At 59.6% G+C, this 16,248-nt stretch carries 11 protein-coding genes; 1 reads left to right on the plus strand and 10 read right to left on the minus strand.

Annotated elements, in window-relative coordinates:
• On the plus strand, positions 1-1,461 hold a 1,461-nt coding region (locus tag KYK14_RS02825; RefSeq protein WP_219156756.1), incomplete at its 5' end, for a DNA integrity scanning protein DisA nucleotide-binding domain protein.
• A gap of 187 nt (positions 1,462-1,648) precedes the next feature.
• Here KYK14_RS02825 and KYK14_RS02830 read toward each other — a convergent pair.
• The 10 genes from KYK14_RS02830 to amaB all read right to left on the minus strand — a co-directional run bounded on the left by KYK14_RS02830 (position 1,649) and on the right by amaB (position 16,160).
• Positions 1,649-2,743 carry a glycoside hydrolase family 43 protein gene (locus KYK14_RS02830; RefSeq protein ID WP_219156758.1) on the minus strand — a complete coding sequence of 365 codons (1,095 nt, stop codon included), beginning with the start codon at positions 2,741-2,743 and terminating at the stop codon, positions 1,649-1,651.
• A gap of 126 nt (positions 2,744-2,869) precedes the next feature.
• Positions 2,870-3,382, minus strand: coding sequence for a DUF4442 domain-containing protein (locus KYK14_RS02835; protein WP_219156760.1), 513 nt, complete (start codon positions 3,380-3,382; stop codon positions 2,870-2,872).
• A 26-nt stretch (positions 3,383-3,408) separates the two neighbouring features.
• Positions 3,409-3,855: a PPC domain-containing DNA-binding protein gene (locus KYK14_RS02840; RefSeq protein ID WP_185281310.1), complete on the minus strand. Its 447-nt coding sequence runs from the start codon at positions 3,853-3,855 to the stop codon at positions 3,409-3,411.
• Between the two features lie 163 nt (positions 3,856-4,018).
• Positions 4,019-6,007, minus strand: coding sequence for a DUF3857 domain-containing protein (locus KYK14_RS02845; protein ID WP_219156762.1), 1,989 nt, complete (start codon positions 6,005-6,007; stop codon positions 4,019-4,021).
• A 67-nt stretch (positions 6,008-6,074) separates the two neighbouring features.
• Complete coding sequence (locus tag KYK14_RS02850; RefSeq protein WP_219156764.1) at positions 6,075-8,030, minus strand: DUF3857 domain-containing protein; 1,956 nt, start codon at positions 8,028-8,030, stop codon at positions 6,075-6,077.
• Positions 8,017-11,334 (minus strand): toxin-antitoxin system YwqK family antitoxin, encoded by a 3,318-nt coding sequence (locus tag KYK14_RS02855; protein WP_219156766.1) that lies wholly within the window; start codon positions 11,332-11,334, stop codon positions 8,017-8,019. Before KYK14_RS02855 ends, KYK14_RS02850 begins: the two co-directional genes overlap by 14 nt.
• A gap of 259 nt (positions 11,335-11,593) precedes the next feature.
• Entirely contained in the window at positions 11,594-12,775 is a 1,182-nt protein-coding gene (locus KYK14_RS02860) for a hypothetical protein (RefSeq protein WP_219156768.1), read from the minus strand.
• Positions 12,776-12,843: 68 nt separating this feature from the next.
• Positions 12,844-13,596 carry a hypothetical protein gene (locus KYK14_RS02865; RefSeq protein WP_219156770.1) on the minus strand — a complete coding sequence of 251 codons (753 nt, stop codon included), beginning with the start codon at positions 13,594-13,596 and terminating at the stop codon, positions 12,844-12,846.
• A gap of 95 nt (positions 13,597-13,691) precedes the next feature.
• A complete protein-coding gene (locus KYK14_RS02870; RefSeq protein WP_185281317.1) occupies positions 13,692-14,261 on the minus strand; it encodes an RNA polymerase sigma factor in 570 nt (189 codons plus the stop codon).
• 300 nt (positions 14,262-14,561) lie between these two features.
• The gene (gene amaB, locus KYK14_RS02875; RefSeq protein ID WP_219156772.1) at positions 14,562-16,160 is read right to left on the minus strand and encodes an L-piperidine-6-carboxylate dehydrogenase; all 1,599 of its coding nucleotides are present in this window, start codon (positions 16,158-16,160) and stop codon (positions 14,562-14,564) included.
• Between the last annotated feature and the right edge of the window lie 88 nt (positions 16,161-16,248).

Here is a 16,248-nt window from a genome sequence, read left to right on the forward strand (position 1 = left end):
CGCCAGGCTGCTCAGACAATGGCCGATGGCGTATTTGATGCTCTAGACGAAGACTTGCAGCCGCGCGTGCAACTGCTGGCCGTACCAGCCATCGACAACGCTACCGGACTGGCCTCACTATTGGGCTCCGATACCTCAGAGTACGACCCGTCTACTTTTTCCGATGTGCACACGCGCTGCCAGCACCTGCACGACCGCGGCAGCTGGATTCTGACCGAGCGTACCGAGCAAACGCCTGAGGAGCCCGTTCGGCGGCGCTACGAAGGGTATGTGCTGCGCCTCGCCGTTCAGGAAATTCTGGACGAGCATGATAAAGTCCACCTCACCCGCGCATCTTTTGCCGGATGGCCGGTACTTATCAACGACTACCATGTGGTGCCTGTGCTCCAGCTCAACCGCAAAACGGTGCGCCGCCACCCTACCCTCCGCCCCGACCGTTTCTATACCAATGGCCGGCCCGTGATACCGTCGCTGATTCAGGCGGCTATTATTCGTTTTCATGAGGAATGCGCTAAGTCGCTGAGTGAACCGGAGCCCGGCGCGGGCTTGCTGGTCCGTCCCCGCGAAACCGACGAGCTGGTGCGTGCCGCCGGTACGCTGTTTATGCAGACGCCTGCGCAGGACCTGGGCATCAGCAAGGCCGAAGCCAAGCTGTACGCCACGCTCAACACTATTTCCTCGCTCCGCTACGAGGGCATGGAAGGGGTAGGCAAAATGATGCTGGCCGCCCGGCACCACCCCAACCTGGAAGAGGTGTTTGCCCTCACCTGCCCTACCCCGCTCAGCGACTACCGGGCCGTGCGCAAGCTCCTGGAAATGACCACGCCCGACGTGAGCCTACTCGCCGACGGCGAAAACGTGTACGCCCTGGGTCGGCAAATCGGCCACTACGACGCCAGCCGCGAAGATTTGTTCGTTATCAGCTTCGTGACGCACTATGCCTGGGAGTTTCAGCACGCGGGTAAGGTGCTGATGCGCACGCACTACGGGCAGCCCAGCCTGGCGCGGGCACGCCTCAACCGCAGCAGCTTCCGCAAGGAGCTGCGCCGCACTTTCGACCTTACCAACCCCGAGAAGGTAGAGCGCCTGTGGGAGGTGGCCGCCGAAGCCAGCCGCCAGAAGCACGGCACACTGCTCGTCATCACCACCGAAGCCCTAGCCGAAGCCGACCGCCTGAAGCTGCAATGCACGCTCATCGAGCCAGTGCCGCTCACGCCCCTCATCACCCGCCTCGTCACAGCCATCGACGGCGCCGTACTCCTCGACCCCGAGTCATACTGTTATTCCATCGGTGTGATTCTGGATGGCACGGCCACCGGGCGCGGCAACAGCACCCGCGGCGCCCGCTACAATTCCGCCATCCGCTACGTGCAAAGCTCCCCCTACCCTTGCATGGCTATTGTGGTCAGTGAGGATGGCTTAGTGGATGTATTAACCAAGGAGAGCTTGGAGGAGGAGTAGTGAAATGGTGAGTTTGTGAATGTGAGGTAAAAAGAGCGTCTGTCATCCTGAGCGGAGCGAAGGACCTTATCACGTCAGAACGAGTCGTTGCTACGATGGTCGTTCAACTGGCATAAGGTCCTTCGCTCCGCTCAGGATGACAGACGCTTTTTTACTTCACAACTTCACGAACTCACAACTTTACTATCTACTTCATCGGTTTGATAGTCTGGATGCTGCCATCGGGGTTGCGCTGTAGCTCGGTCACTTTCACGTTGCGCAGCCAGGTTTTATCAGAGAGTTGGGTGTCGTGGTAGAAGATATACCACTTGCCGTCTTTTTCGATGATGGAGTGGTGAGTGGTCCAGCCTTGCACGGGCTCCATGATAACGCCCTGGTAGGTGAAGGGGCCGGTAGGCGAGTCGCTGGTGGCATACACCAACAAGTGCGTGTCACCGGTGGAGTACGACAGGTAGTACTTGCCGTTGTACTTGTGCATCCAGATGCCCTCAAAGAAGCGTTTTTCGGTGTCGCCGGCTAGCAGCGGCTTGCCGTCTTTGCCCAGAATCTGCAATTCCTTCACCGGGCCGGCAAACTCCTTCATATCGGCACTCATCGTAGCCACGCGGGGGCCAATGGCCACCTCTTGCGCTGGCTGGCTGGGCGCTATCGTCGAGTCGTACTGCGCCGTGCGCCAGCGCTGGAGCTGCCCGCCCCAAATACCACCGAAGTACATGTAGGTCTTGCCGTCGGTGTCCGTAAATACGGCCGGGTCGATGCTGTAGCTGCCTTTGATGGGCTGCGGCTCGGCCTTGAACGGGCCGGTGGGCGAAGTGCTGGTAGCTACCCCAATACGGAAAATATCCTGCTTGTCCTTCACCGGGAAGTACAGGTAGTAGGTGCCGTTTTTGAACGCCGCATCGGGCGCCCACATCTGGCGTTTTGCCCAGGGAACATCCTTGACATCGAGGGCCACGCCGTGGTCAGTTACCTTCCCACCCACGCTGTCCATCGACAGAATGTGGTAGTCGCGCATGGCAAAATGGTCGCCGTTGTCGTTTTCCGGCATGCCCGTCTCGATATCGTGCGAGGGATACACGTAGATTTTGCCGTTGAACACATGCGCCGACGGGTCGGCCGTATAAATGTCGCGCACCAGCGGCTGCGACAGGTACTTGGTCGAATCGGCAGAGGTAGTCGTGGTGGTAGAAGCGGCGGTTTCGGGCTGCTTGGTCGTGTTGGATTCGCAGGCGGCCAAGCCCAGCACGGCGCCGAGTAGCAAGTAGGAATGAGAGAAACGCATAGAGAGCAATAGAGGTGGAAAGCAGCAAATACGCAGAAACCGCGCAGCTTTACTACCCTTCCCTACCCTTGCGGGGCATCATAACCTATCGGTATCGTTTGCCTCCCCACATTTTCTTACAAAGGACTACTTCGCCCGGAACGACCACCGTACCCGGAACACGGCTACCACGTCGCCGGCCGCATCGTGGCCGGTGCTGGTGCACACCACCGTACGGCCTTCGCCGGTAGCGCGGCTGTCGGCAATGGCCTGGGCAATGGCCGCGCCATCGGGGCAAGTGAAGGTAACGAGGCCAGTGGCTTTCTTAGTGAATTCCGCTTCCAGCCCTACCACCAGCATCGACACCCTACCTGCACCTTGTGTGCGCAGCATGGCCTGTACCCCGCTAGCCAGCTCGGCGGCCATGCTCAAGCAAGCAAAGTAGATGCTCCGAAACGGATTCTGCGTGAGATACTTGAAGGGCACCGTGACGGTGGCCTGCTCCGCCGTGAGGCTCCGCACCCGCAGCCCGGCCAGGTAGGCCATGGGCAGGCTGCGTAACAGAAACAACCGCAGCTTCCACGGATTCAGAATGTTGCGCTTGAAAGCTTGCTGGGCCGCCGAGAGCACCAGGGCCGAACTATGCGAGGAATCAGCCATGAGCAAAGTGAGAGAAAGCCGGGAAGTTACGGCTTTTCGGGAGCCGCTCCGGCTGGGTAAATCGCCAGTTCGTGATAGGAGGAAATCACGTCTGGCTCCCGCCGAAAGACCAGCGCCGGCAGCACGCCTAGCACCAGCTCGGCGGTGGTGTATATGATGTTGCCATCCAGCAAATGTCCACCTATCATGCGGCCCGTACTATCGGCCACAGCCAGGTGCAAGTGGCTGCCGCTCTCGGCCAGCGTACCCACCAGCGATACTATCTCGAAGTGGCCGTGGTAGGTGGTAGCTACGTCCTGATTGGCTAGGCGCAGCACCACCGTGGTGAGACTGCCCACACAGGTAAGCACAGCCCCGGCCTGCATACCCAGCGCCCGCACGGTGGTGGTTAGTTGCTGACGCAGGTCGTCGCCGGGGCGCAGACGCAGGGCATAAGCGGTGAGCAGGGAAGGTGACAACAATGATATGGGCATTGGTTTAACTTTGGCATGACGAAAAACAGAAAGCCAGCGAGTGCGCCGGCTTTCCAATATACTGCACGGACCAGAACACCCACTACGTCGGTTTCGGGGCGTGAGCCCGCAAGCAAAAAGCTCACTCTGCACAGCCGAGCGAGTTTGTAATGAGCCGTGAGAATCAGCCTTTCTTTTCCAGCACCAACACCACCTTATTGAAATTAGCGGCTGCGTTTAACACGTCTCGGAACGCTTCAAAGTCTTTCTTTGGCCACCGGATTTCGCGGTAATACTCCGTGATGTTGATGGTGACTGTCTGGCCTTTCTGCTCGTACTGCGAGCGGAACAGGTAAGATGGCGCGGCCGTGGGGCCGGTTTTCACGTCTACGTTCAGGTCTTGCAGGTTGCGCACGGCATAGCCGGCCGGCAGCTCCACGGTAATTACGCGGTTGTAGCGGCGGTTGAAATCATTTTCTACGTCGTACTGCCGGGCTTCGGCCTGGTACAGCTCCGACTGCGGCCCCAGCAGCGTCCCAATTTTGAACAGGTACTTCGGTCCGGCCCGGTCCAGCAAATCCGCCGATTCCACCTGCGCGTCTACCACGAAAGGCTTCGTCAGGGCGCTCAGGCCGGCTTCGCCGTTGGTTACTTTCACCGAGGTGAAGCTGGCGTTGGGCACGTTGCTTTTCACCAGTTCCTGCAATACTTCCGTCCGTTTATCCTCCGGAATGAAGCTGTAGAACGGCTGGATGGGCTGCGCCTGGTAGCCGCCCAGCGTTTCGTGAAAGTCGATAAGCGTCTTGTCCAGCGCCGGCGAAAAACGCACGGTCATGGCCAGGTCGTTGGGACTCTCGTCGGCGGTGAGGGTAGGGATGTCGCGCACCATACCCACGGCCGACTCGGTAGTGCCCAGCTTCACGGTCTTCACAAACAAGCCCTTATTGGCCGTCCACTCAGCCGGAATCATGCCGTAGCGGTAGTCGGGGCGGGCCGGGGCCAGGTACTGCTTGGTGGCAGGGAAATAGAAGGCGTAGTTGCTGAGGTAGTTCCAGCTGTCGAAGCCTTCGTCGAAGGGCGCGTCGCTGCGGTCCGAAGTCAGCACCAGCTCATGCTCCACGTACAAGCGGCGCAGCACGGCCGCAAACAACCGCGTGAAGCCTACCTCCGAGGCGTTGCGCGTGGTGATAATGCGCGTCAGCGAAGGCTCGGCGGCCGGATCGAGGTTGAAATTACTTTTCAGGTACTGCTCGGCGGCCGTGATTTTTGCGGCTACGTCGGCGCCAGCCGGCACAGGCAACTGCTTCATCAGCTTGTCCAGAGCCTTATTCTCGTCCTTGCTCAGGGTGTAGGTCGTGCCGTGGATGTACTGGCTGGCATCGGCCCAGGTGAACAGGCGGGCACTGCCGCGGGCAGCGTTGTAGGCTAGCTTATATTCGGCGCGCATCAGCTCGGCTTTGGGCGCGGCAAAGGTTTCGTCGTGGCTGGCTACCACGGCGGGTAGGTGTACGTGCGTGATGCGCTTTTCCTGGCGCACGGTATCGTGCTGGGCACCGGCCGGGGCGTGGTAGAGCCGGGTTTCGAAGGTGAGCGTGGCGGGCGAAATCAGTTCAAACGTGACGTCGCGGGCCGGAATACCCGATTGCAGGTATTCGCGCCCGAAGAACGTGCCGGGCCGCTCCCGCATAAAGATGTACTCGATTTCGCTGCCCTTCTCCACGCCATCCAGCGCGAAGATTTTGTAGTTGCGGGTACCATCGTCGTCCTTCAGCTCTTTCATGTTGCCCTCACTCACTTCCACCACCTCGCCGCGGGGACTGATGGTGCGGGCCTTCAAGGTCACGATGCGTGCACCGTCCTGCACCGGCACGTAGATTTTGTTGAATTGCTCAATCCCCTCCGACGTGTTCACCCGGATAATCCGGTGGTCGATAGAAAACAGCCGCAGGTTTTTGCGCTGCGCATCAGTATAGGCAAACTCGTTGGCGCTGAACTCCCGCAACACAAGGGCGGGCAGCTGGGCATCGTCGCCGCTCACGGGTAGGCGCTTGCGCTGCGTCTCCCAGTTATAGGTGGCATACGTGAGCGAAGCCGGCAGGCTTTGCGCCTGCGCCGCAGCCGGTAACAATACGGTTAGAAAAAGTACGAAAGAGCGAATCGGACGAGAATACATAGCGTTGCGAATTGTACGTTACGAGTTGCCAGTTATGAGTTGCGAGTGTACTGGCAACTCGTAACGCTTAGGCTTTTTTCTTCTTAAGAATCAGGGCGTCGCGGTAGGCGGCGTTGAGTTTATCGATGACGGCGTTCCACTGCGCAAACTGGCTGGGCTGGAGCATGAGGTAGTCCACGTACACGTCCTTTTCCTGCACAATTTTGTTGCCCTGGCGCTCATAGCGAATCTTGAAGCCCAGCACCGGGTCGGTGGCTTCGGCGTTAGTGGGCAGGTATTCCACCTCGTAGCCGGCCGGAATTTCAAACTCGGTGCGGGTGTGGTTGGTGTGCGCGTACTCGTTCACGCGAGGCAAGCGGCGCGTGGCCGGGTCGATGCGGTCGGCGGCGTAGGGCTGCTCCAGGTTCAGGTTCACGTAGATTTCGTCGTCGAGCTGCTGCACGTAGTCCTGCAAGCGGTACTCGTAGTCGATAGTGAGCGGCTGCTCGCGGGTATCGAGGTTGCCGACGGCGTATTTATCCACGAAAAACTTGTTGTTGCCGCGCTCCAGCAGGGCCTTCACGTACTTGGCCTCGTCGGTTTTGTTGGTGCCGTCGAGGGCGTAGGAACGCTCTACCTTGGGGTAGCCATCCAGCGCCAGCTTGCCTTTACCGCGCAGCCCGTTGCCCTCCAGCACCACCTGCGACACGTCGCTGACGAGGTTGCGCTCCTTGGGCATCACAGGCACGGTGGCTACTTTACACTGCTTGGCATCCACGGCCAGCAGAGCTTCCTTGCCCTGAATAAAGGCCGAAGGCATCCCGAAGGGCGTGTATTTGCTGGTGGCATCCAGAAATACGTACTGCCCCGGCTTCGGCTCGTAGGCCGCAATCATATGGTTATCCACGCCGGGCGTGGCCAACTCGGAGTAGCGGTAGGGTAGGTCGCGGGTGCCAATCCAGGTGAGGTAGGACTTCACGCCGGCCATACGCAGCATCTCGTGCGTGAGGTTGGCCATGTCCTTGCAGTCGCCGTAGCGCTTGCCGCACACCAGCCCGGCGTCGCGCGGAATAAAGCCGCTCATGCCGTTCTCGAAGGCCACGTAGCGCACGTTGTCCTGCACCCAGTAGTACACTCGGCGCACGCGCTCCTGCTCGGTCTTGGCTCCTACCACCAGCGAGTCGACAATGTGGCGCAGGGCAGGGCTTTCCTGCTTGTCCACGTTGGCCGTGAAGCCGGAGTACATGGCGTACAGGTCCTCTACCCCACCCAGCACTTTGCGCGGCTGACCGGCAGCCGGCGCTTCTTCTACATAGTACACAATGTGCGGCAGGTAGTAGGCCGCCGCCGGGCCATCCTCGTCGCGGGGTGGGCTGGGTAGGTTATCAGCCGTCCAGCGGTAGATAACGTTGCCGCCCTTCTCCTGCCGGGTGAACTGAATGGGCGTTTGCTCGGCGTGAAAAACCTTGTAGTTGATTTTCACCGCTTTGGGTGCCGTAATGGTCAGCTCGGCGTGGCGGGTAGGTACGTAGGAGCCCACGTAGAAGGGCATCATAAACCGGGCGTCGGGCTGGCGCACGGTGTAGTCGCTCACGGTGCGCACGCCGGGCGCCACGGCCGGAAAGCTGAAGGTAGTGGCCCGTGTATCGTCGAAGAAAATACCGGGCTGCATCTCAAACTTCTCCTTGAAGCTGGTCACCTTCATGGCCTTGTAGCCATTGCCGACGGGCACCATAGTTTGGGCTTCCAGCTTCTGCAACCGGCTGAAGTGCGAGCTGTATACCTTGTCGTTGGCGTACATGCTCGACTGCGCCCCCAGGTGCAGCATATCATAGTGGTGGCGCGTGAGCACCTGTACCGAGTCGCCCTTCAGCGTCACGTTCAGGTCCTGCCGATACTCCAGATACACCGCTTTTTCGGTGGGATACTGCTCCTTCATCTGGGTTAGCAGCTGCAAGGGCTGCTGGGCGCGGGCGCCAGTTACCAGGCCCAGCGCCAGCAGCGCCCACAGGCTGCCCCGACGGTAATAATCACTTGCTGCCATACACGTAAGTATCCCAGTAGACGTCCATTTTGGTGGGCTTTCCCTGAGTGTTATAGTAAATAGTTGGACCGCATTTTTCGCCGCAACGGTAGGTTTCTTCGCGCTCCGGCGTGCCGTCGGGGCGGTAGTAGCGGCTCCGGCCGTGCAGCTTATCGTGCTGATATTGCTCCTCTTCAAAAGGCTTGCCAGTGGGGTAGTACGTGGTGAGCAACCCGCTTAATACCCCATCTTTATGCTGAATTCGGCGGTACACCTGCCCGGTGCTGTAGTAGTAGGTGCGGGCGCCTTCCGTATCGCCCTGGCGGTAGGTTTCCTCGGCGGCCGTTTTGCCGTTGGCGAAGGTTGTTTTCAGGGAGCCGGTTACCGGCACGGGCTTGTACTCGCCGGTTGGGCGGCCGTCGGGGCCGGGGCCGCGGTAGCGCACGGGTAGGCCGTTCTCGTATACTTTCTCCAGCATCAGCTCGCCCAGGCGGTTGTAGCTGAGCGTGGGGCCGTGCCGCTCGCCCCCGGCGTAGGTGGTGCGGTACTCCACTTTGCCGTCTTCAAAATACGTAAGCCACTCCCCCACCAAGTCGCCATTGTCGTAGGTGCCGGTGCTAAGCAGGGCGCCGGAGGGGTAGTACATTTTCCACGGTCCTACCCGCACGCCGTGGTGGAACTGGCCCTCGGCGGCCAGCTTGCCGTTGGGGTGGTAGGCGCGGTGGGGGCCGGCATTCTGGTCTCGGTCGCGGGTGGTGGCGTACTGCACCTGGCCCGTGGGCGTGTACCACACGGCCTGGCCCGTCTCGGTAAAGCAGTTGATGTCGGTTTTGAACAAAGGCTTGCCACCGAGGTAGGCCAGCGTATAGCTCTTGGTTTTGGGCGTCAGCGCCACGTGGCTCAGCACTTGCCCGGTAGAGTCGTAGGCGGTTATCTGCACCAAGCGGTCTTGTTCATACTGCTTTTCTTTGGTGAGCTGCCCGGTAGGCGCGTAGCTCTGCGACAGGCCATTCAGGTCACCGTTGAGGAAGTTGTAGGTTTCGCTCAGGCGGCCATCGGCGTAGTAGTCGTGCCACGGCCCCTGCTGCTGCCCACGCTGGTAGAAGCCGTTGCGGCGGGGCTGACCGTCCATGTAAAACGTTTCGTAGTAGCCGTCGGCCTCGTCGTTGTGGTACTGCTGGCGGGCCTGCACCCGGCCATTCACGAAGTAGCTTTCCTCCAAACCCTCTTGCTTGCCCTGGGTGTAGTGGCGCACCTTGGAGGGGGTACCGCTGCGGTGCAGCCAGCGCCACTCGCCTTCCATCAGGCCATCGGTGTAGGTGCCAGTCAGGCTGGGCGTACCGTCGGGGCGGAAGCCCTGGATGGTGGTTTTGCCTTTTCGGGCCACGTCGGTCTGGTTGATGGTTTTGCCGGCTTTGTCGAGGTAGGCGGTGCGCGTTACGCGGCCGTGGTCGTAGGTGAACTCCGCGAACAGTTTGCCGTCCTCGTCGAAGTCGCGGTAGGGCCCGTGCAACTCGCCCGCGTTGTCGTAGCTGATTTCGGTGCTGGGCTTGCCATCGGCGTAGAACTCGCGCCATGTGCCCGTGCGCTTGCCCTGGGCGAATGTGCCGGCGTTGTGCACTTGCCCGTTGGGGTGGTAATCGGTGTAGGCGCCGTGCAACTCGCCCTTTTCGTAGGCGCCCTTCTTCTCCAGATTTTTTTGCGGACCAAACACTTCAAAAGGACCATTCAACTTACCGTCGAGGTAGGCGTAGCGGTACTCCACGGTGCCGTCGGGGTAGTAGGCGGTTTCGGGGCCGTCCTGCTTGTCGGCTTTGTACTGCTCGCGGCGTCTTACTTTACCATCGGCATAGTAGAAAACAGCTTCCCCGTTGATGGCGCCGTTGCGGTAGGGCCGCACCTCGCGCACAATGCCGCAGTAATAATACAGTTTGGCGTCGCCCTCGGGCTCTCCATTGCGGTAGGCTCCCTCAACTGATAGCTCGCCGTTGTCGAAATATTCTTTGTACGAGCCCTCCTGCTTGCCCGCCGCGTAGTCCAGTACCTTATGCAGCTGGCCGTTGTCGTAATACTCGTGCCACGTACCTGTGCGCTCCCCATTCGGCGAAAAAGCCCCTTCCGACACTACGTAACCGGGCGCCTGCACCATCGTCCAGTCGCCGCGCAGGTGCATTTTGCCGTCTTTGCCTACTTCGCCTTCCCCAAACCCATCGAGGCTGCCTTCACTGTCGTACCAGGCTTTCATCCGAACGGGCTTGCCCTGGCGCTGCACCACCTGGTAGGCCCGCAGCTCGTTGAGCGCGTCGGCGCTGGCGCTGCCCAGGGCTTCCACCTTTTTCTTGTTCGACTTTACCCACTGTGCCGGCTTCTTATCATCGGCTGACATAAGAATAAGGTAGGTGAAGGCCGTGAGGTTGTCGTTCTTGCGCAGGGTAGACACCAGCGGCCCATACGTGCGCAGCCAGAAATCCGACTCGGCCGCCGCGCCGGTAGCCGCCGGAAACTTCTCTACCAGCAGCTGCAACTGCTTCACCACGTTCGCATTAAATTTCACCTTAGAGGTGTAGTCGTTGCGTAGGGCTACTTTGGAGTTCAGCAGCAAATCCAGCTCCTGAAAGGCTTCGTTTGGCACAAAGGGCTTCACGCGTTCCTTTTCCTCCACTTCCAGCGTGCCCGTTGCCAGTTGCTCCAGCGACACCAGCACACCATTGCTCTGCTCTGTATCAGGCCGAATCGCCAGGTAAGTCATCAGGCTAAGCATAGCCCGCGCTGTCTGCCCTTGCTGTGCTGCCAAACCACCCAGTAGAAAGTGACTGTTGGCGTGGGTAGGGTTCAGCTCCAGGCTACGCTGCAAGCTGGCCAGCGCCTCGGCGTAGCGGCCCTTATTTTTCTGCGTGACGCCCTGATTATACCACAGCGTTTGGCTGTACGGAAACCGGCGCAGGCCCTCGGTGTAGGCCTGCAACGCTTCGGGTATATGGTCCTGCTGCTCTTCTGCTTCAGCCAGGATAACGTAGGGCTCCGCATCGTTGGTGTGCAGGGCAATAGCCCGGCGGCTGACATCGGCGGCCTCTTTATACTGCTTGTTGGAGAGGTACGACAGGCTCAACTCGCCTAGTACCCGCACATAGGCCGTGTCGCTTGATGGCACGGTGCGGTATTGGGCAATGGCGCCGGCATAGTCGCCCTTGTCGTGCAGGGCTACGGCGTCGCGGAGAATTTGTGTGGAGTTGGGGAGGGTAGGCAGCGTGGTTTGTTGTGCCTGGGCCGCACTACCGGCCGCTACCAATAGGGCCACCAGGGCCGGACGGGTAAACTTACGCATTCAACTAACTGAATAGAACTATAATTACTTGATAAAGCACCAGGATCAACCCGAAGGCTATTATCACTGCCACAATAATATCACTATTGTGGCATCTAACCTGAACCGTTCGTGCGTTTTAGATGAAATTTTGGGGTAGTGCATCTGCTCTGCGCATCATTAAAGCACAGCCGCATGTACTACCTTATAGGTCACACAAAAAAGGCCGACTTCACAGCCGGCCTTTCTCTTGTTCTTAGTATTGCTATTGCACACCGCCTTAGCGGTTGAAGCTGACGTTGCCGTAGCGCACTTTGATGTTTACGTTGCTGGCGTTGCGGGCCTGCACCGCCCCAAAGCTACCCTGCGTATCGCTGGAGGCCTCGTTGCTTTCTTCGGAGGCTACTTTCACCATCTCCTTGTCAACCAACAGCTTGCCGTGGTCGGTATTCACATCGAAGTTGAAGCCCGCATCGGCGGCAAAATTGAGTAGGAAGGTGCTATAGCCACCGTCGAGGTTGATCTGGCGGAAGTTCTTGCCCGTGTTACGCACCTCAAAAGCCGGGCAGTACTGCACTTTCATGTCCAGCTTGTTGTCGAGCTTGTCGATGCTGAACTTGGAGAAGCCCGACGAGCCGCTGAGGCTATGCACGGTACCCAGCACTACGTCGCCGTACTTACTGTGCACGGTCAGGTCCTGCACCGTACCCATGTCGATATCCGAATAGTTGTTGCGCAGTTCAATGGTCTTGCCCGCGTTCAGGCGCAGACGGGAGTAGCAGGCGTCGATGGTAGCGGCGCGGGCGTAGGCTACAGTGGCCTGGCCGTTGCTTACGCGCACGGCATTTTGCGCGCCGTCCAAACGGCCAGCGCGCAGTTGCCCGTAGTGCACGGCCAAGTCGGTGCTACCGGTCAGGTCACCGTTGATGCTGATTTCGCCGAAGGTGTTCTGGAGCTTCAGCGGCGTGTTTTTGGGTAGCCAGATAGTGTAGTTCACCTCGTAGATGCGGCGCTTGCTCCAGCATTCCTTAGGCATCAGTCCAAAGCGCGAGCGGGCCGACACGCCGCCCGTGGCCGGGTCGTTGGCCAACAGCTGCACCTGAATCATGTCCTGGAGCTGCTGGGCTTTCTCATCCGTCGAAGCACGCGTAATCACTTCCACATCCGTCCGGATTTCCTTGCGGCTCCATGTATTGATCTGCACGCGGCCGTAGCGAGTTTCCAGGGCGTAGGTTTTGCCCGGCACAGCAGCAAACGTGCGGCTCAGCTTGCGAGACTTTTCTACGGCAATAGCACCGGGGTCTTGTGCAGGCGTTTCACCTTGTGCCGGGGCTTCGCCTTGCACGGCAGTAGTGGTGCCTTGGGCAGGAACCGTTTGCTGGGGCGCGGCCGTAGCTGCTTCGGCCGCAGCCGGCTGCCGGTAGAACTCCCCGGTCGTTTCCGCAGTTTGGGCGTAGCTCAAAGAGGCGCCTGCGCACAAAAACGCTGTCCACAGGGTTCTACCCCAGCCTGCACGTGTAAACCAGTGGCTCATTTGCGACGATGATTATCGGCTAGCGCAAAGGGTTCCTCGTACGCTTGTACCTGCTCGTGTGTACGCAATTGTTGGTTCAGAATATCCAGCCGGATTTGCAGGTTGCGGTTCATGGCGTCCAGCACCACATCGGGCTCGGGGTTGCGGTACAGCTCCACGCGTAGCTGCCGGTAGGTAGAGTCCAGCGAGGTCAGTTCCTGGCGCCAGTCGGCGTCGGGAGTGGCAATGGTGGCTGTTTCCAGTTCGTGCAAATCAGCCTGACGCTCCTGAATCTGAGTGGCGTAGTAGGCTTCCATGCGCTGCACGGCCGTGGCTAGGCGCTGGGCCGGCGCATTAGAAGCTTCTACCGCCATCGGCTCACCGCCCAGGTAAAGCGGCAAATCAGAGGTAGCAGCTGTTGCCGAAGAGGCACTGGCAGTTGTTGACTGGGTGGCCCAGTCGGAGCTGCTTCGGGTGGTAGTCTGCCAAAAATAGCCACTGCCGGCTAGCAGCAAAGCGGCGCAGGCAGCAGCCCAGGCATAGCGACGACGCATGGGCTGTGTTTCGGCTACAGGAATATGGGTAGAGGTAGCAACTGGTTGCGTCGGGGCATCATCTGCCACAATGCGCAAGGGAGCAGGCGCTGGAGTTGCCGGAGCATCCAGGGCTTGGTCTAAGTCGTCCCATAAGTCGGGGCGGGGCTCAAACGCGTCGAAGTCGGCGCGATGCCGCTCCACGAAAGCCTCTAATCCGTTGGGGTTCTTGTTCATACTCAATAGAGCTACACAGCCACATCTGGCCACGGTCAACTGTCCGCTGTGTATACGATGGGTGGTGGAATAACGCGTCTGGGGCCGCGGGGGTTTTACAATCCGTGTTGCCGGGCAAGTTCTAACAGCTTCTTACGCGCCCGGCTATACTGTGATTTGGAAGTTGATTCGGTGATGTCGAGAATACCGGCTATTTCGGCATGGTCGTAGCCTTCGAGCAGGTACAGCGAGAGTACAACCCGATACCCGTCGGGAAGTTCCTGCACGCAGCGGCGCACCACGTCGGCACGCCAGTGCAACTCCTGCGCATCGGCCTCCGAGAAGTGGCTGTCGGCGTCGCTGCCGGCCGCGTCGTGCTGCTCTCCTAAAGGCACCACTTGCAGCCGACGGTTGCGTAGGCAGTTGATACTTTTGTTGATCACGATGCGCTTCAGCCAGGAGCCAAACGACGAATCGCCCTTGTAGCTGTGCAGCTCCCGGAACGCACTCAGAAACGCCTCCTGCAACACGTCCTCGGCCTCGGCAAAGTCGCCGGTGATGCGCAAAGAAGCGTTGAACATGGCTTTCGAGTAGCGTTTATAAATCTCCGCCTGCGCACGCCGGTCGCCGAGGCGGCAGCGTTCTACAAGCGGGGCATTGATGTCGGTATACGCGAAAGCTTCCATGCAAAAGACGTTCAGGGTTTCGGAATCAGGTTAGCTGTCCAATATCCGAAATTCTGGGCTAAGCTGCTAGTTTCAGCGGGTAAGCAGGAGAAAGACAAGTGATTGAGGAGGAAGGTTGCAAGGGCCGACACTTTCCTTCTAACAGGCAAAATCCCCGCCGAATACACGACGGGGAGTAATGTTGTTTCCTATTCAGTATAAAATAGAGTGCGAGGGTAGGAATACTTCTCTACCACCACTTTTCAGCTGGCTTACAAGCTATTGCACCCAACCACGGGCAGCTACAAGCCGCCCCTACCCTTATACATCAAATCGTATGCCCTGCGCCAGGGGCAGCTCGCGGGAGTAGTTAATGGTGTTGGTCTGGCGGCGCATATACACTTTCCAGGCGTCGGAGCCGGACTCGCGGCCGCCGCCGGTGTCTTTTTCGCCGCCAAAGGCCCCCCCAATTTCAGCACCCGAGGTGCCAATGTTCACGTTGGCAATGCCGCAGTCGGAGCCGGTGGCGGCCAGGTAGGCTTCAGCTTCGCGTAGGTTGAGGGTGAAAATGCTGGACGACAGACCTTGACGCACGCCATTTTGCAGGGCAATGGCCTCCTGCACGTCGCCGCTGTACCGGATCAGGTAGAGAATCGGGGCAAAGGTTTCTTCCTGCACCGTGTGGTAGTGGTTTTCGGCCAATACCACCGCGGGGCGCACATAGGTACCGGTTTCGTAGCCGGGGCCGCTTAGCACGTCGCCGCCGGCCAGCACCGTGCCGCCTTCCTGTTGCACGCTGGCCAGAGCCTTGGTAAAGGCCTCCACGGCTGGCTTGTCGATGAGCGGACCTACCAACGTGCCATCGGCCAGGGGATGACCAATGGGTAGGTTGGGGTAGATGTTGAGCAGGCGCGCCTGCACTTCCTCAAAAATAGAGTCGTGGATGATGAGCCGGCGCGTGGTGGTGCAGCGCTGCCCAGCCGTACCTACCGCCCCAAACACCACGGCGCGCATGGCAATATCCAGATCAGCGTGCTCAGTGAGGATAATGGCGTTGTTGCCGCCCAGCTCCAGCAGCGACTTGCCCAAGCGGGCGCCCACTGCCGCGCCTACCTGCTTGCCCATGCGGGTGCTGCCCGTCGCCGACACCAGCGGAATCCGTTCGTCGGCGGCCATAGCTGCCCCTACCCCCGCATCGCCGATAATCAGGTTGAAGATGCCCTCGGGCAGGTCGTTTTCCTTGAGCACCTGTGCTACTAGACGCTGCACGGCTACCGCCACCAGAGGCGTCTTTTCGGAGGGTTTCCAGATGCACACGTCGCCGCACACAGCGGCCAGCATGGCGTTCCAACTCCACACGGCCACCGGAAAGTTGAAGGCAGAGATGATGCCTACCACGCCCAGCGGGTGGTACTGGTCATACATGCGGTGGGCGGGGCGCTCGGAGTGCATCGTGAAGCCGTGCAACTGCCGCGAAAGACCCACAGCAAAGTCGCAGATATCAATCATTTCCTGCACTTCGCCCAAGCCTTCTTGCTCAATCTTACCCATCTCGTAGCTCACCAGCTTCCCCAGCGGCGCTTTGTACTCGCGTAGCTTGTTGCCGATTTGTCGCACCACGTCGCCGCGCTTGGGCGCAGGCACCAGGCGCCAAGCCGTGAAGGCTTCCTGAGCGGCTTTCACTACCTGCTCGTAGTCCTCGGGGGTAGCCAGCTGCACCTGCGCAATCAGTTGCCCATCGGCGGGCGAGTGGATGGCCCGCTGTGGCCCGTTGCCTACCTTGCTCCAGTAGCGGCCAGTAGAATAGGCAGCGTTTTCGGGCTGCACGCCCAGTTCCTGCAATACCGTTTGGATGCCATGCGGATCTTCGGGTGCGGGGGCCGCGCCGGTGGCGGCAGCTTCTTCGAGGGCTTGTTTCATGTCAGAAAGGGTAGAGGTGTTGGGGTGGGAGAACAAACGCCGTTGCTTGCGCTGGACGTCTTACGTAGGATAACAAAGCTAACAAACA

Origin of the sequence: Hymenobacter profundi, from assembly GCF_019334315.1 — a bacterium.
GTDB lineage: Bacteria > Bacteroidota > Bacteroidia > Cytophagales > Hymenobacteraceae > Hymenobacter > Hymenobacter profundi.

What these genes read in the sequence shown, in the direction of transcription:
- KYK14_RS02865 (WP_219156770.1), bottom strand. Translation starts at nt 13,596, where the DNA reads ATGAACAAGAACCCCAACGGATTAGAGGCTTTCGTGGAGCGGCATCGC.
- KYK14_RS02840 (WP_185281310.1), bottom strand. Translation starts at nt 3,855, where the DNA reads ATGCCCATATCATTGTTGTCACCTTCCCTGCTCACCGCTTATGCCCTG.
- KYK14_RS02835 (WP_219156760.1), bottom strand. Translation starts at nt 3,382, where the DNA reads ATGGCTGATTCCTCGCATAGTTCGGCCCTGGTGCTCTCGGCGGCCCAG.
- KYK14_RS02830 (WP_219156758.1), bottom strand. Translation starts at nt 2,743, where the DNA reads ATGCGTTTCTCTCATTCCTACTTGCTACTCGGCGCCGTGCTGGGCTTG.
- KYK14_RS02850 (WP_219156764.1), bottom strand. Translation starts at nt 8,030, where the DNA reads ATGGCAGCAAGTGATTATTACCGTCGGGGCAGCCTGTGGGCGCTGCTG.
- KYK14_RS02870 (WP_185281317.1), bottom strand. Translation starts at nt 14,261, where the DNA reads ATGGAAGCTTTCGCGTATACCGACATCAATGCCCCGCTTGTAGAACGC.
- amaB (WP_219156772.1), bottom strand. Translation starts at nt 16,160, where the DNA reads ATGAAACAAGCCCTCGAAGAAGCTGCCGCCACCGGCGCGGCCCCCGCA.
- KYK14_RS02855 (WP_219156766.1), bottom strand. Translation starts at nt 11,334, where the DNA reads ATGCGTAAGTTTACCCGTCCGGCCCTGGTGGCCCTATTGGTAGCGGCC.
- KYK14_RS02845 (WP_219156762.1), bottom strand. Translation starts at nt 6,007, where the DNA reads ATGTATTCTCGTCCGATTCGCTCTTTCGTACTTTTTCTAACCGTATTG.